Annotated in this window: 15 protein-coding genes, 1 tRNA gene and 1 pseudogene; 11 read left to right on the top strand and 6 right to left on the bottom strand. The window is 60.3% G+C overall.

Going from position 1 to position 16,516, the window contains the following annotated elements; all coding sequences use genetic code 11:
• Window positions 1–5: 5 nt before the first annotated feature.
• Complete coding sequence (locus CK501_RS09075; protein ID WP_233128879.1) at window positions 6–1,541, bottom strand: SLC13 family permease; 1,536 nt, start codon at window positions 1,539–1,541, stop codon at window positions 6–8.
• Between the two features lie 86 nt (window positions 1,542–1,627).
• Here CK501_RS09075 and CK501_RS09070 point away from each other — a divergent pair.
• Window positions 1,628–1,704: transfer RNA gene (locus CK501_RS09070), tRNA-Val, on the top strand.
• A gap of 385 nt (window positions 1,705–2,089) precedes the next feature.
• Here CK501_RS09070 and CK501_RS09065 read toward each other — a convergent pair.
• Window positions 2,090–2,989, bottom strand: a complete 900-nt coding sequence (locus CK501_RS09065) for a LysR family transcriptional regulator (RefSeq protein ID WP_095617406.1) — start codon at window positions 2,987–2,989, stop codon at window positions 2,090–2,092.
• A 162-nt stretch (window positions 2,990–3,151) separates the two neighbouring features.
• Between CK501_RS09065 and CK501_RS09060 the strand changes: the two genes are divergently transcribed.
• The 4 genes and pseudogenes from CK501_RS09060 to CK501_RS09045 all read left to right on the top strand — a co-directional run bounded on the left by CK501_RS09060 (window position 3,152) and on the right by CK501_RS09045 (window position 6,339).
• A complete protein-coding gene (locus CK501_RS09060) occupies window positions 3,152–3,595 on the top strand; it encodes a DoxX family protein (RefSeq protein WP_095617405.1) in 444 nt (147 codons plus the stop codon).
• Between the two features lie 10 nt (window positions 3,596–3,605).
• Complete coding sequence (locus tag CK501_RS09055; protein WP_233128878.1) at window positions 3,606–4,427, top strand: DODA-type extradiol aromatic ring-opening family dioxygenase; 822 nt, start codon at window positions 3,606–3,608, stop codon at window positions 4,425–4,427.
• Between the two features lie 203 nt (window positions 4,428–4,630).
• A pseudogene (locus tag CK501_RS16965) lies at window positions 4,631–5,722 on the top strand (flavin monoamine oxidase family protein).
• A 71-nt stretch (window positions 5,723–5,793) separates the two neighbouring features.
• Window positions 5,794–6,339 carry a DUF2058 domain-containing protein gene (locus CK501_RS09045; RefSeq protein ID WP_095617404.1) on the top strand — a complete coding sequence of 182 codons (546 nt, stop codon included), beginning with the start codon at window positions 5,794–5,796 and terminating at the stop codon, window positions 6,337–6,339.
• 34 nt (window positions 6,340–6,373) lie between these two features.
• On the opposite strand, the gene CK501_RS09040 is transcribed toward CK501_RS09045, so the two are convergent.
• A complete protein-coding gene (locus CK501_RS09040; protein WP_095617403.1) occupies window positions 6,374–7,456 on the bottom strand; it encodes a LysR substrate-binding domain-containing protein in 1,083 nt (360 codons plus the stop codon).
• Here CK501_RS09040 and putP point away from each other — a divergent pair.
• From putP to CK501_RS09015, 5 genes are read left to right on the top strand one after another with little or no spacing between them, the layout of a single operon-like run.
• Window positions 7,432–8,898, top strand: a complete 1,467-nt coding sequence (putP, locus tag CK501_RS09035; protein ID WP_095617402.1) for a sodium/proline symporter PutP — start codon at window positions 7,432–7,434, stop codon at window positions 8,896–8,898. The genes CK501_RS09040 and putP overlap by 25 nt on opposite strands.
• 30 nt (window positions 8,899–8,928) lie before the next feature.
• Entirely contained in the window at window positions 8,929–9,801 is an 873-nt protein-coding gene (locus CK501_RS09030) for an urea carboxylase-associated family protein (protein ID WP_095617401.1), read from the top strand.
• A 16-nt stretch (window positions 9,802–9,817) separates the two neighbouring features.
• Entirely contained in the window at window positions 9,818–10,579 is a 762-nt protein-coding gene (locus tag CK501_RS09025; RefSeq protein WP_095617400.1) for a 5-oxoprolinase subunit PxpA, read from the top strand.
• Window positions 10,576–11,286 (top strand): 5-oxoprolinase subunit PxpB, encoded by a 711-nt coding sequence (gene pxpB, locus CK501_RS09020; RefSeq protein WP_095617399.1) that lies wholly within the window; start codon window positions 10,576–10,578, stop codon window positions 11,284–11,286. The genes CK501_RS09025 and pxpB overlap by 4 nt, the downstream gene beginning before the upstream one ends.
• A complete protein-coding gene (locus CK501_RS09015) occupies window positions 11,283–12,257 on the top strand; it encodes a 5-oxoprolinase subunit C family protein (RefSeq protein WP_095617398.1) in 975 nt (324 codons plus the stop codon). The genes pxpB and CK501_RS09015 overlap by 4 nt, the downstream gene beginning before the upstream one ends.
• A gap of 19 nt (window positions 12,258–12,276) precedes the next feature.
• On the opposite strand, the gene CK501_RS09010 is transcribed toward CK501_RS09015, so the two are convergent.
• The 3 genes from CK501_RS09010 to CK501_RS09000 all read right to left on the bottom strand — a co-directional run bounded on the left by CK501_RS09010 (window position 12,277) and on the right by CK501_RS09000 (window position 14,703).
• The gene (locus tag CK501_RS09010) at window positions 12,277–12,498 is read right to left on the bottom strand and encodes a hypothetical protein (RefSeq protein ID WP_143421414.1); all 222 of its coding nucleotides are present in this window, start codon (window positions 12,496–12,498) and stop codon (window positions 12,277–12,279) included.
• A gap of 16 nt (window positions 12,499–12,514) precedes the next feature.
• Window positions 12,515–13,726, bottom strand: coding sequence for an enoyl-CoA hydratase (locus CK501_RS09005; RefSeq protein WP_198949454.1), 1,212 nt, complete (start codon window positions 13,724–13,726; stop codon window positions 12,515–12,517).
• A 152-nt stretch (window positions 13,727–13,878) separates the two neighbouring features.
• Entirely contained in the window at window positions 13,879–14,703 is an 825-nt protein-coding gene (locus CK501_RS09000) for an SAM-dependent methyltransferase (RefSeq protein ID WP_095617396.1), read from the bottom strand.
• Between the two features lie 317 nt (window positions 14,704–15,020).
• Between CK501_RS09000 and CK501_RS08995 the strand changes: the two genes are divergently transcribed.
• The gene (locus CK501_RS08995) at window positions 15,021–16,460 is read left to right on the top strand and encodes an aminotransferase-like domain-containing protein (protein WP_095617395.1); all 1,440 of its coding nucleotides are present in this window, start codon (window positions 15,021–15,023) and stop codon (window positions 16,458–16,460) included.
• Window positions 16,461–16,516: the final 56 nt, after the last annotated feature.

Genomic DNA, 16,516 nt, shown 5'->3' with positions numbered 1-16,516 from the left:
GCCACTCAGTAGCCGGTGACCCATCCCAGCACCGGCGCTGCCACCAGCCATACCCAGAGCGCGATCAGCAGCAGTGTGATGCCACTCAGCCAGGCGCCCGCATGGGCCATCTGCCCGACACTGATGCGCTCGCTGCTGAAGATGATTGCGTTGGGAGGCGTGGCGACCGGCAGCATGAACGCACACGAGGCAGCCATAGCCACAGGCACTGTCAGGTGGATCAGCGACAGATCCTGAGCAAGCGCAAATGAAGCGGTCAGAGGCAGCATGGTCGCGGCCGTGGCGGTGTTGCTGGTGACATGGCTCAACGTCATGATTAATGCCGCCACCGCGAGCATCAGCAGCAGAAGCGGCCAGTCCGCCATCCCGGAGAGCAGTTCCGCGGCCGCGGCTGCCAGCCCACTGGACTCAATGGCCGATCCCAGAGCAAGCCCGCCTCCCACCAGAATCAATACGCCCCAGGGCAGGTTGCGTGCCTGTTCCCAGCTCAGCAGAAAGCTCGGGCGGCGCCAGTCAGACGGTATCAGGAACAGCAGCAGGGCGCCGGTGATGGCGATGCCCGCATCCGTGAGCTGTAGCGACTGGAAGAGACTGTCGAGAAGCGGGCGCGTGAGCCAGGCCAGCGCCACCAGAAGGAACACGACCGCAACCATGGCCTGCGGGAACGTCATTGGGCCGAGGCTGTGGCGCTCCCGGTCCAGCAGGGATTCAAGCCCGTCAATGGGAGTGTGGCCCGGCTGGTAGAGCTTCCGGGTGAGAAGCCACCAGGCGGTCGCCAGCAGCGTGAGCGCCAGAGGCAGGGCAACGGCCATCCAGGAGAGGAAGGTGATATCCAGATCATGGCTGTCCCTCAGGTAACCCGCCAGCAGGGCATTGGGCGGCGTACCGATGAGCGTTGCCATGCCCCCGATATTCGCCCCCATGGCGATGCCGAGCAGCAGCGCCACGTTCAGGCTCTGATGGTTATGCTCCTGATCGCTTTCTTCCACCAGGGTCAGCACAGAGAGCCCGATGGGCAACATGAGTGCGGCGGTGGCGGTATTGCTGACCCACATGCTCAGCAGGGCCGTGGCCGTCATGAAGCCGCCAACAACCCGATCCGGGCGGGTTCCTGAGAGACTGAGTACGAGCAGTGCCAGACGCCGGTGGAGATTCCAGCGCTGGATGCCCTCCGCCAGCAGGAAGCCACCGAGAAAGAGGAATACCAGAGGGTTGGCATAGGAAGCCGCCGCCTGATCAATGGGGGCCACATTCATCAGGGGGATCAGGGCAACAGGGAGCAGGGCGGTAACGGCAATGGGCAACGCCTCGGTCACCCACCAGATGGCCATGAGCAGGGTCAGGGCGAGCACGCGCCAGCTGGCCATATCCATTGAATCCGGCGGCCCCGCGATGAGCAGACCCGCGAACACCAGCGGACCGAGCACAAACCCCAGCTGCAATCGCCAGTGACTGAGCCGCGCCAGAAGCGTGGGTTCCGTGGAGGTGAGGGCCGTTTCAGAGCGTGAGAACCAGTGTTTCATGGCGCCATTGAAGCGCATCACACCGCCGGACGCCAGCGCAATCAGCCGTCATGGTTGACCAGCCCGGCCCGGATCGCTATATTACGCACCCTGTCGCGCACAGCAGGACCGTAGCTCAGTTGGTTAGAGCGCTGCCTTGACATGGCAGAGGTCGGCGGTTCGAATCCGCCCGGTCCTACCACCTGATTCTGAAGGGGTTTCGGTTTTCCGGAGACCTCTTTTTCATTTCTGAAAGTGCAACTCGTTTCCAGTCTGACTTCAACCAGCCTTGAAGCGAATCCTATGGAATACCTCTACCACCACACCTAAGCCAGCCAGATTACTAGCGCTGACGCGAAGGACTGGAGGCGGGTAACCTATCCCAGAATATACCCGGTGCCATCGCATGAACCTGATCGGTAGTCAGTAGTGTCGGCAGGTTTAACAGCCAGCTATACCCTTTCAATTTCATTACCACATAGGAATTCCTCGGTCTGCCGGCGCCTTGCCAGCCTGGTGGTCAGGTGAGCAAGTACTGGCGCAGTCCTATTACTTCACGCCTTCTAAAAAGGTGGGAAGGGCGCAGCTCAATCCCAGTAAGGGGGATCACCAAAGTAGCCATCGATAAAGTCGATAAAGCTGCGGACCTTGCTCGCCAGAAGCTGTCGGTGGGCATACACCGCATAAAGCGCCATTGGTTCAGGTTCATACTCCGGAAGAATCACCTGCAGCTTGCCTTCCTTGATGGCGGAACCCGAAATAAAGGTGGGCTGAAGGGCAATCCCCGCCCCGGCAATAGCCGCTTCAACCAGCACATCGCCGTTGTTACAGATCAGGTCGCTGCTGGGGTCGCGACCACTGCTTTGCAGCCACTGGTGCATCGCCTGACCGCCTTCCTGTTCCAGATAGCTGTAGCGCAGGTAGCGATGGTCCCTGAGATCTTCCGGGCATTGCGGTGTGCCATGCTGTTCCAGGTAAGACGGTGAGGCGCATATCACCAGCCGTGCCGGCGCGATCCGTTTGGCGATCAGCGACGAGCTTCTCAGGTGACCTACCCGCAGCGCGATATCAAACCCTTCCTCGACGATGTCGACCTTGCGGTCGTTCAGCTGCAAATCGATGCCTACCGCGGGATGGGCCTTTTGGAATTCACTCAGTAATGGCGCCATGTGGCGGATGGCAAAGGAGACTGGGGCACTGATGCGCAGCAGCCCCCGGGCTTCGGTTTGCAGGTCACCAAGCTGATTCTCCGTATCATCAATGTCGTTGAGTATCTGCCGGGCTTTGTCGTGATAGCTCGCTCCCGCCTCGGTCAGATGGATCCTGCGGGTGGTGCGGTTGAGAAGGCGCACCCCCAGGTGTTGTTCAAGTTGGGATACATACTTGCTGACCAGTTGCGGGGACATCGCCAGCCGGTCGGCGGCATGAGTGAAGCTGCCTTCACTCACAACAGTGATGAACGCTCGCATGGCATCAATGCGGTCCATGGGGCCTCCAGGCGCTGAGATCACCTCTGAATATCAATATATTATTGATAATAAGCAAAAATTTGTCACCTTAGTTTCCTGGTAGGGCGATAGTACAGTATTCATATCTTCTGGGGATGGCTCCGGAAGCAAACTCACAGAGAACGATTCGAGGTGACACTCATGAATTCCAGATTCGCGCAGACATTGTTCAACTCCAGCGCCGGCGTTGCCGCACTGGTTCTCCGGGTCCCGGTCGGGCTGATTCTGGCCGCCCACGGCGCCCAGAAACTCTTTGGCTGGTTTGGCGGCTATGGGCTGACCGGAACCGCGCAGTGGCTGGCCAGTATTGGCCTGGAGCCGGGCTACCTCATGGCGCTGATGGCGGGGAGTGCGGAGTTCTTCGGTGGCTTGGCACTGGTGGTTGGGTTGCTGACCCGCCCGGCAGCCGTGGTTGCGGCCTTTACCATGCTGGTGGCCATTTTCGCGGTGCACATTGGGAATGGTCTGTTCATGGCCAATAACGGTTATGAGTATGCCCTGACGCTGTTTGTGGTCACCCTGACATTGGCGATTCAGGGAGCTGGGCGGTTTGCACTGGATAACCAGCTGCTCAAGCGTCTCTGAAGGAGCGTTCATGATGAGCAACCATACAGATGTTCTGTTCATCTCCCATGGTGGCGGCCCGATGCCATTGCTGGGCGACCCAGACCACCAGGAAATGGTGGACCGTCTTGCGGAAATCGCGGCGACGCTGCGTAAGCCCTCGGCCATATTGGTCATCAGTGCCCATTGGGAGGAAGCGGTGCCGACGGTTACGTCGGGTGCTAACCCGCCGCTGATCTACGATTATTCCGGCTTTCCGCCGGAGGCCTACGAGATCCAGTATCCCGCGTCCGGTGAGCCTGAGCTTGCCCAGCAGGTCTTCCAGGAGCTGGATAAGGCCGGGATTGCCGCGCGGCTCGATAATCAACGGGGCTTCGACCACGGCCTGTTCGTGCCGCTCAAGCTGATGTATCCAAGCGCGGATATACCCTGTGTGCAGCTGTCATTGATGAACAGCCTGGATGCCAGTGTGCATCTTGAGATGGGGCGTGCGTTACAGGCACTCGACTACGACAACCTGCTGGTGATCGGCTCTGGCTTCTCCTTCCACAACATGCGTGCATTCTTTGCGCCGAACAGCCCGGACATTCAGGCGCGCAACGAGGCCTTCAACGACTGGCTGGAACAGACCTGCAGTGACCCCGAGATGGCGGAATCAGAGCGCGCCGACCGTTTGATTCACTGGGAGAGAGCACCCCATGCCCGATTCTGTCATCCGCGTGAGGAGCATCTTCTGCCGCTGCATGTGTGTTATGGACTGGCAGGCAGGGCTAGTGATACACACCTTTCGGCAACGATTCTTGGGAAAAAATCGGGGATGTTTTACTGGGGCTTGCCAGTACGTAGGGGGTAAGGGGATAGGTGAGAGGTTCAGAGCCCGGAAAGACGATCTGCTGGTGGTAAAATACAGTAGCCAAGTTGGTGATTGGGCGTGCTGCAAGGGTCTTTAGTAAAGACCGTCACCATTGTTCGGATGCTATAATAGCGCCACCGTCAATGTAGAGTAGGAGGCCATGTGGATACCAACACAGCGCCTTCCTCTGATATCGAGGCCCGATGAACCAGACAGATATCGCCATCGTCGGCGGCGGACTGGCCGGCGTCGCGCTTGCTGAACAGCTTCAGCGCGAAGGCGTGGATTATCAACTCTTTGAAGCCCGCGACCGGCTTGGTGGCCGGATCGAGTCCACAGACTATGATGGGGCCCGTTTTGATCTGGGGCCTGCCTGGTTCTGGCATGTCCAGCCCCGGCTCATGGCCGCCTGCGAGCGACTGGGCGCTGGCATCTTTGAGCAGTTCAGCGAGGGCGAACTGCTGTTCGAGGATAGTGTAAGACAGGTCCATCGTGGTGTCGGTTTCGCCAGCATGGCCGGTTCTCTTCGCATTGAGGGCGGCGCTTCCGCATTGATTGATGCCTTTGCCCGCGACCTGCCGAGGGCCCGGCTGCATCTCGACGCAGCGGTGCAGTCCGTGTCGGATCGGGGCTACCTGCAGCTGATGAACGGCAGCGTCTGGCAGGCACGACGGATTGTCCTGGCGATTCCGCCCCGTATTGCGGCTCAGCTGTGATTTGACCCGGAACTCACCGCTGACCAGCAACGACGGCTCACGATGACGCCAACCTGGATGGCCGGACAGGCGAAACTCGTTGCCATCTACGACGCGCCTTTCTGGCGTCAGGATGGTCTGTCGGGGGATGCGATGAGTCAGAGCGGCCCGTTGGTGGAAGTCCATGACGCCTCACCGGCGGCCGGGCGTCCAGGGGCACTGTTTGGCTTTTTAGGTGTGCCGGCATCGGTCCGCAATGCCAACCGGGAAGCGCTGGTCTCGGCCTCGCTGGCACAGCTGGGGCGTCTTTTTGGCAATCGGGCGGAAGAGCCCGTCAAAACCGTTATAAAAGACTGGGCAACGGAACCTGAAACCGCCACCGACGCCGACCAGGCATTTGCCATGGAGCACCCGTCTGCCGAGATCACAGGCAGCATTCAAAGCATCTGGCACGGGAAGGTTCTTTTCGGCGCCTCAGAGATGGCGCCCCAATTCGGCGGCTACATGGAAGGCGCCCTGGAGCAGGCAGAGCGGGTCGCTCAAGACTTGCTCGGCGATACAATGGGAAAGACTTCACGAACGCCTCAGGAACGCGCCTGAGAAATCAGTGTGGGAACTGGTGTTCAGTCAGGCCGCGCCAATCCATCCACTCAACCGGGAGATCTTCAGGAATGCCGTCACTGCAGGATCAATTGCTGAAACAGGGACTGGCCGATGAGAAACAGGCCAAGGCTGTTAAAAAGGAAAAGAAACAGCAGCAGAAGCAGCGCAAGCAGCAGCCCAAGGGAACGCAATCGGTCAACGAAACGCGTGAGCGGGCCCGGCAGGCACGGGAAGAGCAGGCTGCCAGGGATCGGGAACTGAACCGCCAGCGCGAGGAGGAATCGCAACGGCGGGCGGTCCAGGCACAGATCCGCGAGCTGGTGGAAACCAATCGTTTGAGCCGGGAAGGCGCTGAGACTCCTTACCAGTTCGTGCATAACAGCAAGATCAAGAGGCTGTATGTGGACGAACAGACCGTGGATGCCCTGGCCCGGGGGCAGTTGGCGGTCGTCTGCCTTGAAGGCACCTACGATGTGGTTCCGGAAAACATCGCCCGCAAGATCCAGGAGCGTGACGAGTCAGTGGTCGTTGTCCTCCATCAGCGTGCTGAAAAGGACGATGACGGGGAAGATCCCTACGCGGGGTTCGAGATCCCCGATGACCTGATGTGGTAGTTCCCGCGCCTGACTGCAAGGCGGCCCCGGAGCGTTACTTGCTTTCGTTCAGGCTCTCGTCCTGTCGCTCCGTTGTGGCGGCTTCACGTGTTATCCAATCCACGAAATCACGAACAGCAGGCCGGGTGTTCTCCCGATAGAACAGCCAGTACCCACGTTCCGTGTTGACCGGATTATCAAACAGGGTAACAAGAGCTCCTATGGAAAGCTCCCGGTCGATAAGCAGAGGCGGGCAAAGGGCAACGCCCTGACCGGAAACCGCGGCTGCACTGAGAAGGTTGAAGTCCTGAAACACCACCCCGTCCTCCAGTCCCTGTGGGTTAAGCCCGTGTTCCCTGAACCACTGATACCAGGGATCCAGAAACTCATCATGTAGGATTTCCATTCGGGTCAGGGTTCTGGGTTCAATCGGGCCGGGGAAATGCTGCAGGTAGAGCGGGCTTGCTACTGGCCAGGTGGCGCCAGAAAACAGGCAGACTTTCTGCTGCTCGGTCGTGGGAACGCCATCGTGCCAGGTGATCTTGATATCAGCGTCTGTAGGGATCCCCGGATCCAGAACCCCCGTGTAGCGGAAGTCAATCCGGTAATCCGGGAACTGTTCCCTGAAGCCGGCCAGTCTTGGGATGAGCCAACGCACAGCTACTGAAGGAAGGCAGTTGATGTGCAGAACCTCCCGTTTCTGGTGAGTCACCGTCTCCTCAAGCGCTTTATCAATTTCAGAAAAACCCGCCTCCAGTCCTTTCGCCAGTTGTTGTCCAACGGCTGTCAACTGCAGGTTTCTTCCGGATCGGTTCGTCAGCGTAACGCCAAGACTGGATTCCAGCTGTCTGAGCTGGTGGCTGACGGCGGACTGCGTCTTGTGAAGCGTCTCGGCGGCACCGCCGAGACCGCCATGGCGGGCAACCTCCAGAAAAGTCTGTAGTGATGTCAGAGAGGGGCGAGCCATATTTGAATTTAGTTCAAGTGAATGGGGAATAATCGTCAATTTATTTGAGTTTGATGTCAAACTAGAGTTCAGGTGTAGGCATAGCGTCGGCGACTCGCGGCGGAATCCCTCGGACAACAAGCACAAAAAGCGCTTGAGGAGGCACCATGAGTACACCTGTCCTCGTCTCATTTGGACTCTATCTTCTGCTGATGTTGATCATCGGCATCTATTTCTACCGCACCACCAGTGATCTCTCAGACTACATACTTGGTGGCCGTAATCTTCCCTCGGGCGTTGCCGCGCTCAGTGCCGGGGCATCAGACCTCAGTGGGTGGGCTTTGATGGGGCTGCCCGGAGCGGTATTCTCCGGCGGTCTCTCAGAGGCATGGATTGCGGTTTGGACGCTCGTTGGCGTCTACTTCAACTGGAAGGTGATTGCCGAACGGCTGCGGGTGTTCACCGAAGCGGCCGGCAACGCGCTGACCGTTCCGGACTACCTTGAGGCACGCTTTGTGGATAGCCAGCGGATTCTGCGAACGGCCTCGTCTGCAGTGATGCTGCTGTTCTTCACTTTCTATGTATCCGCCGGCCTTGTGGGCAGCGCAGTTCTTTTCGAAGGCGTGTTCGATGTCAACTACAGCCTGGCGCTGTGGGTGAGTGCCATTGTCATCGTGAGCTACACATTCCTGGGCGGATTCCTGGCGGCCTCATGGTCTGACCTTATCCAGGGGGTGATGATGGCGGCTGCGCTGGCCAGTGCGGCGCTGATGACCTGGTTTCTGCTCTCCGGTGACAGGGCACCTGCTGTTGCCAGCAGCAGTGATCTGGCTTCACTGGGCGGCTTCATGGAGGGGATGACGGTGGTCGGCATGCTGTCCGTTGCCGGGTGGGCGATCGGTTACTGCGGCCAGCCCCATGTTGTGGTCCGGTTCATGGCGGTGCGCAATCGTGAATCAGTCAAGGTCTCGCGCCGCATTGCCATGGTCTGGTCGTCGATCACGATGATCTCCGCCGTGGCTGTTGGGGCGCTGGGTTACTACTGGTTTGGGGGAGAGCTTGAAAACAGCGAGCGGGTTTTCATTGAACTCGTTAACGTTATGTTCCATCCCTGGGTTGCCGGGTTCGTACTGGCGGGGGTATTGGCGGCGATCATGAGCACCATCGACTCCCAGCTGCTGGTCTGCTCCAGCGCCATCTCCGAGGACATCTATCGAGGCTTTATAAAGCCCGATGCCAGCCAGAGTGAACTGGTGTGGCTGAGCCGGGGCAGTGTTGTCGCCATAGCGCTTATAGCCGCAGTTCTGGGCATGGATCAGGACAGCACTATTCTGGATCTGGTCGCCTACGCCTGGGGTGGCTTTGGGGCCGCATTCGGACCAGTGATCCTGCTGTCACTGTTCTGGGCCAACATGAGTCGCAATGGCGCCATTGCCGGTCTGATTACAGGTGCTGTGACTGTTGCCGTCTGGCGGCCGCTGAGTGGCGGGCCCGCGGGGATCTTTGACATGTTCGAGGTGGTCCCTGGCTTCTTCCTGTCACTGCTGGCAATTGTTCTGGTGAGCAGCCTGGGAGACAGCCAGCGTGAGCGTTCCAGGTTCGGTGAGCTCATGAATGTCTGGGATCGGCCCTGAGCCGTGGGCCCAGTAATACAGGAGAGAGAAATGTCGAACGTTAAAGCGGCTTATCAGGCAACCAAAGGCTCAATGCTTGAGGTTGACCGGGAATTCTACGATGGCCTCAGGGCCTCAGCCGGAGAGCGCACTCTGGTGGCCTCCCATACGGTTCCTATCCGCAGCGGTCTCGCCTGGGAGGTACCGGCAGGGCATGTGTTCCGGGTGCGGATAACCGAAGGGCCCCAGGTCGGTGACTTCAACATGTGGAACCTGCACAACCCGCGTGAACGGATGTGGGCTTCCCGCACAAGACAGCTTCAGAGGGCGCATGTCAGCAACTACGACCGCCTGTGGTCGACTCTGCCGTATCTGCGTCCAATGGCGACGATTATTGACGATACCCTCGCTGACTATGGGGAGGATTCGGAAGGTGGGCGTGTCCATGACCTGCTTGGAACCCGCTGCGATCCTTACGTGAATCGGCTGCTGACCGGTGAGGACTTTGATTTCCACTGTCACTCCAACCTGGTTCGGGCGGTCGAGCCCTGGGGCCTGCACGAAGGCGATGTTCACGATGTTCTCAACATCTTTCAGTGCACAGGGCTGAATGATGACGACCAATATTTCATGAAAGCCTGCCCAGCCCGCCAGGGGGACTATCTGGAGTTCTTTGCGGAAACGGACCTGCTTTGCGCGCTGTCCTGCTGCCCCGGTGGCGATCTGTCGGTGGATCTGTGGGGTGAAAACGCCCGGGATCCTCTGGAGACGTGCAACCCGCTGGGTGTTGAGGTCTATGCCGTTGAGCCGGAGCGCCTGAAAGGGTGGCAACAGCCGGAGACCGCGAAATACCGCGGACAGCATGGGCGTCGTCCTCCCGGGATTGATTGGGAGCAGCGTAAACGTGAACAGATGGGGCAGTAAGGAAGCCAGTACAGGCATGGCGCCACTGCTTCTCAATGCGGATATGGGAGAAAGCTTCGGCCCCTGGCGTATGGGCTGGGACGAGGCACTGATGGCCGTGGTGGATCTTGCGAACGTGGCTTGTGGCTTTCACGCTTCTGATCAGGATCACATGCGGAAAACCGTCAGGCTTGCGGCCGAGCATGGCGTTACCGTCGGAGCGCATCCAGGGTATCCAGACCTTGTTGGTTTCGGGCGGCGCTCCCTGAGGTGTTCAGCAGATGAGGTCCAGAACCTGGTGCTGTATCAGGTAGGCGCGCTGGCCGCTTTCTGCCGGGCCGAGGGCGTCGCCCTTCAGTATGTAAAGCCCCATGGGGCGCTCTATAATGACATGATGCATCGTCCGGAGGTGCTGGAAGCGGTGCTGGATGCTGTCCGCAGCTTTGATCCCCAGCTCAGGCTTATGGTCATGGCAACAGGGGATAACCGCCGGGTTCAGCAGCTTGCCGGCGCCTACGGTGTCGATATCTGGCTCGAGGCGTTCGCCGATCGTGCCTATGACTCAAAGGGTTACCTGGTCAGCCGCAGTGAACCCGGTTCGGTTCATTCCGGGGAAGAGCGTATCCTGGAACAGGCCAGTCGGATTGCCCGTGGGGAGCCAGTGAGCGCTTTTGATGGGTCTTCGGTAACTCTGGATGCAGACGTACTGTGCGTGCATGGCGATAATCCCGAGTCCATCGCTGCCGTAAGGCGGATACGCCGGATCCTCAACGGTGGAGTGAACAGGGGAGTGCAATGACCCCAGAGCTGCAGAACGCGGGCATAGACGCCTGGCTTGTCAGGTTCTCAGACGGGATCGATCCGGCGGTTCAGCCGTGGATCAACGCCTTCTGCCAGGACTGTCGAACCGCCTTTGGCGGACTGCTGGTGGAACTGGTGCCGTCCTACACCACGGTCCTGGTGCAGTACGATCCCTGGCAACTGGATGATACGGGCGCCCGACGGGTGATTGAGCGGGTTCTTGACCAGATGGTGCCTGATAGCAGTGGGGGCGGCGGGCGTCTGGTGGAGATCCCCGTCTGGTATGACCCCAGCGTGGGGCCGGAGCTTGAGCTCATCGCTGCCCGCCACGGCTGGACACCCCAGCAGGTGGCTGCGGCCCATGCCGCCAGCGAGTATCAGGTATTCGCGCTGGGGTTTGTTCCGGGATTCGCGTTCATGGGCATGCTCTCACCCGAACTGGCCATGCCACGGCTGGCGACTCCCCGGAAAAAAGTCCCCCGAGGAAGTATCGCCATCGCCGAACGCCAGACGTCGGCCTACCCCCAGCAGACACCTGGCGGTTGGAACCTGATTGGGCGCACCCCCGTCGTGCTTTTTGATGCCAACCGAACCCCGATGACCACACTGGAGCCCGGGGATCGGGTCCGGTTTATCTCCATCAGTCGTGAAACCTTCATCAAGCTTGGTGGTGATGCCAGCCCAGTGGAAGAGGTAGCCCCATGAGCGTTGTTGCAACACTTCGCGTCGAAAAGGCGGGGCCCCTGGCACTGTTGCAGGATGGGGGGCGATTCGGAGTGCGTCACCTCGGCATTACTCAGGGCGGGCCCATGGATTGGCATGCCGCTGGTTGGGCCAATGCCCTGTTGGGTAACGATCCCGGTGCGGCGGTTCTTGAAGTGGCCATCGGAGGCCTGAGGCTTGTCGCGGAGGCGGAGCTGACCCTGTCGCTGTGTGGCGCGGACCTCAGCGCCAGTGTTAATGGCCAGCAGCTGCGCCCCTGGCAACGGTTCACCCTCCGGGCAGGGGACCGATTGGCCTTCGGGATGCCGCGTTGCGGCGTTCGCGCCTACCTGGGGGGCTGTGGCGGCTGGCGGGGAGTGCCCGCTTTGGGCAGTGTGGCCTGTGTTGGGCGTGAGGGCTTTGGTGGGCACAAAGGGGATGGGCTCCCACTGGACGATGGCGACCAGCTCCAGCCAGAAGTCCGCTCACAGCCGTTGCCTTCGTATTCGTATGTGCCACCGGAATACCAGCCCGACTATGGCCAGCCCGCGGCGTTGGGCGTGATCCCCGGGGGCCAGACCGCTTTCTTCGATGGGGCCAGTCTGTACGAGGCGTTCAACGCGCCCTGGCAGGTGGACACCCGCGCTGACCGGATGGGGATACGGCTTCTCGGCCCGGAACTGGTCTGCCACCATCCGGGCATGGTCTCCGAAGGCCTGGCCGCCGGCGCCATCCAGGTGCCGCCCGACGGCCAGCCCATCTGTCTGATGAACGATCGCCAGACCATTGGTGGCTATCCCAGGCTGGGCACCCTGACGCCACTGGCCCGTGCAAGGCTTGCCCAGTGCCAGACCGGGGAAACCGTCCGGCTTCGAGCTACTGGAATCGAGCGGGCACGCCACGAGTATTTTGGGGCCCAGAAGGCGATAGGCTCCTTTCAGGGCCAAAAAACCTGTGCAGCTGGGAGGGGTTAATCCATCTCGATATAAAGGATCAGCAGCCCGCTAAAGACCTGTAGCTTTCCAGGTACTCCGCTGCCCGGTCCTCCAGCGGCATTGATTGCCAAGCGGCCGACTGGACACGCCATGCCTCGCCCAGATCCTCGACTGCCAGTCCTACAGCCGCCAGTGCGTCAGAGTCGCCTTCCAGGTATCGCGCAGCCGCCTGGTAAACGGCTTCAGCACCATGTGTATCAATCGCTTGGTCTACCTGCATGGTCATTCCTCTCTATTCACTGATCCGACCATTGTGGTCCACGCTTTTCGATAAAAGCACTGATGCCTTCTTCCGCGTCATGTTTCATAAGATTATCGACCATGACCCTGGAGGTGTATTCATACGCCTCGGCGAGTGACATTCCCTGTTGCCGGTAAAACGCTTCCTTGCCGGTTTTCAGGGTCATGCTGGATTTCGAGGCAATCGTCTGTGCCATCCCCTGGGTGTAGTCACTGAGCTGTTCATCCGGCACTGCCCGGTTGATCAGGCCAATTTCCGCAGCCCGTTCCGCATCAATCATCTCACCCGTCAGAAGCATTTCCATGGCTGCCTTGTTTCCAACGTTCCGGGAAAGCGCCACCATCGGGGTGGAACAGAAAAGGCCAATCGTGACCCCCGGGGTTGCGAAACGGGCCGAGGGGGAGGCGTAGGCCAGGTCGCAGCTGGCGACCAACTGGCACCCGGCAGCCGTGGCAACGCCCTTAACCTCGGCGATTACCGGTTTGGGGGTGTTTACAATACCCTGCATGACGCCACAGCAGGCGGCCATCGTTTCCTCGAAGAAGGTCCGGCCGCCATCCGGTGCCTGGCGTGCCTGTGTCATCTCACGCAGATCGTGACCGGCACTGAATGCGCGACCGTTCGCTGCGAGGATGATAACGCGGACGGAGGTATCCTCTGCGGCTTGTTCCAGAGCCTTCCGCAACTGTCTCAGCATCTCCATGGAGAGGGCATTGCGCCGTTCGGTGTCATTCAGGGTCAGACGCAGGATGCCCTCGCTGCTGGTCTCCCGCAGAAGAATGGGATCAGCCAGTTCGATCTTGGGGCACCGGTCCATTACAACCTTCATGCCGCCCTGTTCAGCAATGCGTTCAGCCTTTTCATCGTGGATTCCGAGTTGTGCCCAGAATACATTGGCTCCGATTTGCTGAGCTTCACGGACGATCCCCTCCAGCTCACTGGAGGGCCGGAAGACGTCCACCATATCGACGGGCCGATCGATGGATTGCAGTGATGGATAGACTCTGAGGCCGCAGATTTCAGTTACATCCGGCCGGGGATTGACCGGAATCACCTCGTATCCGACTCCAGTCAGGAACTGCAGCACCTGATTGCTTGGCTTGCCCGGGTCTGCGCTGGCACCCACCATGGCAATGCTTCGGACTGATCCCAGAAGCTGCTGAATATAGTCATCTGAATACTTGGCACCGTATCGGGTATTCGTCATAGGTTCTCTCCCACCGCTCATTGCCCGACCTTAGCCCTATGGTAGGAACGCCACAAGGTCAGTGCCTGCGGAAGCTGGGTTCCAGCATGGCGGAACGCCGAACCTTAGCGCTCCGCCACCCCGGGCGAACGGGTGGATGGGTGATCCGTTGACTATTTTTCCGCGACGTAGTGCACCCAGCCGATGCTGTCGGCGTCGGCCTGATCCACCCAGAACTGCAGCGCCTGTGAGGTGGCATCGACGACGTCCCGGCCCACGCGGTGTTCGAATTCTTCGCGTCGGCGTTCCAGCTCGGAGCGCACCCAGCCGTAGGAGAGGGCGACGTTGAGCGACCAGTCCTCGTGGCGCTGAATGGTAAAGCCCAGGTCGGTCAGGGCGTGCTCGTAGTCACTGTCGTCCCACATTTCAGGTGCGCCCACGCGCTCGTAGATGCGCTGGCGGTCGGTTTCCGGCGTCCCCTTGCGGACCAGAAGCTCTGAGAACACCAGCTTACCGCCGGGTTTCAGGACGCGATGCGCTTCCTGCAAGACCCTGTATTTGTCGGCGGCATGTAGAAAGGCTTCCTGTGACCAGTAGACGGAGAAGCGCTCAGCGTCGTAGGGCAGGGCATGGAAGTCCGCCCAGGCGAAGTCGACCTTGCTGTCGAAACCGGCTTCACGGGTAAGCTCACGGCCCCATTCGAGTTCCCTGTCGGAAATGTTGGTGGCGAGCACGGAACAGCCGTATTCGCGGGCCAGATAGCGCGCCATGGCACCGTAGCCGCAGCCTACGTCCAGAACCTGATCGGCGGGGCCAAGCCCAAGGTTTTCGCTCATGGTGCGGTTGGTGCGTTCCATGGCTGTGGGCAGGTCCTCATTCGCGTCCGCAAACAGGCCCATGTGGATGTTCTCGCCCCAGATGTCCTTGTAGATGGCGTTAGCGGCGCCGTCGTAGTAGTTGCGCGTCTGCGCTACCACTTCGTCAATGGCAGTGTTCATGGTGATCCTCCAGGTTGGTCGGATTGATGGGAAGCTCCGGGGCGCATGGGCCCGCGGCAGTCAAAGCGGAAGTGTGTTCAGACTTTCGGCTTGATCGCCGCCTGCTGGAGGAAGTCGGGTGTGTACTGGCCGTATTGGTTGCCGGTTCCGAGATTCTGAATAGTCATTCTGTCTCCGTTGGTTGCGACGGTTCCTCCGTCAACGAGGTGTAGTCTGGCGGGGATCCGGATATCATTACAGATTCAATGGATGACTGATGTATCGGTACAGTTTCGCTGAAGGCCAAGCTGTACTGATTGGAGGAGGCGAAAACTGCCATGACCGATGCAACCGGACCCTGGCGCTACGAGACAGTGGCGAATGCCCTTGAAGCCCAGATCGAGGCGGGAACCTGGGGCGCTGGAGCACGGCTGCCAGGGATGCGCAAGCTGGCAGCGCAGTTCGGAGTCAGTGTTTCCACCATCGTTACCGCAGAGCAGCTGCTGGAGGACCGGGGGCTGATCGAGGCGCGCCCGCGCTCAGGCTACTATGTGCGGGAACGCCCCTGGCAGCCGCCTGAGGCGCCGGAGCGCTCCACTCCGGAGACCACGCCCACGGCGGTGACCGGGCAGGATCTGGTGCTGCAGGTGGTCAAGGCGGCCAATGCGGCGGACCAGGTACGTCTTGGCGCGGCAGTGCCACACGCTGACTTTCTGCCCGCCCATGCGCTGCAACGCTGTTTCGCCGGGGTGGCGAGGAACTGGGGCGATCGTGCCCTGGAATACGCCTTTCCGCCCGGACCGCCGGAGCTGCGACAGCAGATTGCCCGGCGCATGGCCGATGCCGGCTGCCAGCACGCGCCCGAGGAGATCATTGTCACCAATGGAGCCCAGGAGGCTATTGCTCTGTCGCTGCGGGCTGTGTCCAGGCCCGGCGACGTGATCGCCATCGAGTCACCCACTTTCTATGGCCTGCTCCAGACCATCGAAGCCCAGGGGCTGCGGACGCTTGAGATTCCCACGGATCCCGACGAGGGCATTGCGCCTGACGCACTCGCGCTGGCTCTCGATCAGTGGCCGGTAGCCGCGGTGCTTGTGATGCCCAATTTCGGTAACCCGTTGGGGCATCGTGCCTCGGACGAGCGCAAGCAGGCTCTGGTAGAGCTCTGCGAGGCCCGGCAGGTGCCGCTGATCGAGGACGACGTTTACGGCGATCTCAGCTTCGAGGCACCGCGCCCCTGGGCGGCTAAAGCGTATGAAAACAATGATGGGGTTCTCTACTGCGGGTCCTTTTCCAAGACCCTCTCGCCCGGGCTGCGGCTGGGGTGGGCGGTGCCCGGACGTTTCCACGACCGGCTGGAGTATCTTAAGTACGCCCACAGTGCGGCAAGTCCCGCCTGGCCCGGTTTCGCCGTGACGGATTTCCTGGAACGCGGTGGCTATGATCGCTACCTGCGCCGCGTACGCAGCGACTATACAAGGGCAGTGGAGGCCATGCGCCGGGCCGTGGCGCGCTACTTTCCGGCAGGTACGCGTACCACCCGGCCCGTGGGTGGTTTCGTGCTCTGGGTGGAGCTTCCCGAGTGCGTCGATGCCATCCAGCTTTACCGCCGAGCGCTTGCCGAGCGTATCAGTATCGCGCCCGGGCCCATGTTCTCGCCCACGGGCAGGTTCCAGCGCTGTATTCGGCTCAATTGTGCGCAGCCGCGGGATGCTCGTCTGGAACGGGCTCTGGCGCGTGTCGGTGAACTTGCCAGTGAGTTGCACACAGGGTCCTGAGTCCCTTAAGACCGGCTTCTGCTGCTACACTTGCCTGGAGGGTGGGGAGGCGCTCA

The sequence above is a fragment of the Halovibrio salipaludis genome (genome assembly GCF_002286965.1).
Classification (GTDB): domain Bacteria; phylum Pseudomonadota; class Gammaproteobacteria; order Pseudomonadales; family Oleiphilaceae; genus Halospina; species Halospina salipaludis.
This window is presented reverse-complemented; position numbering and strand designations above follow the sequence as displayed.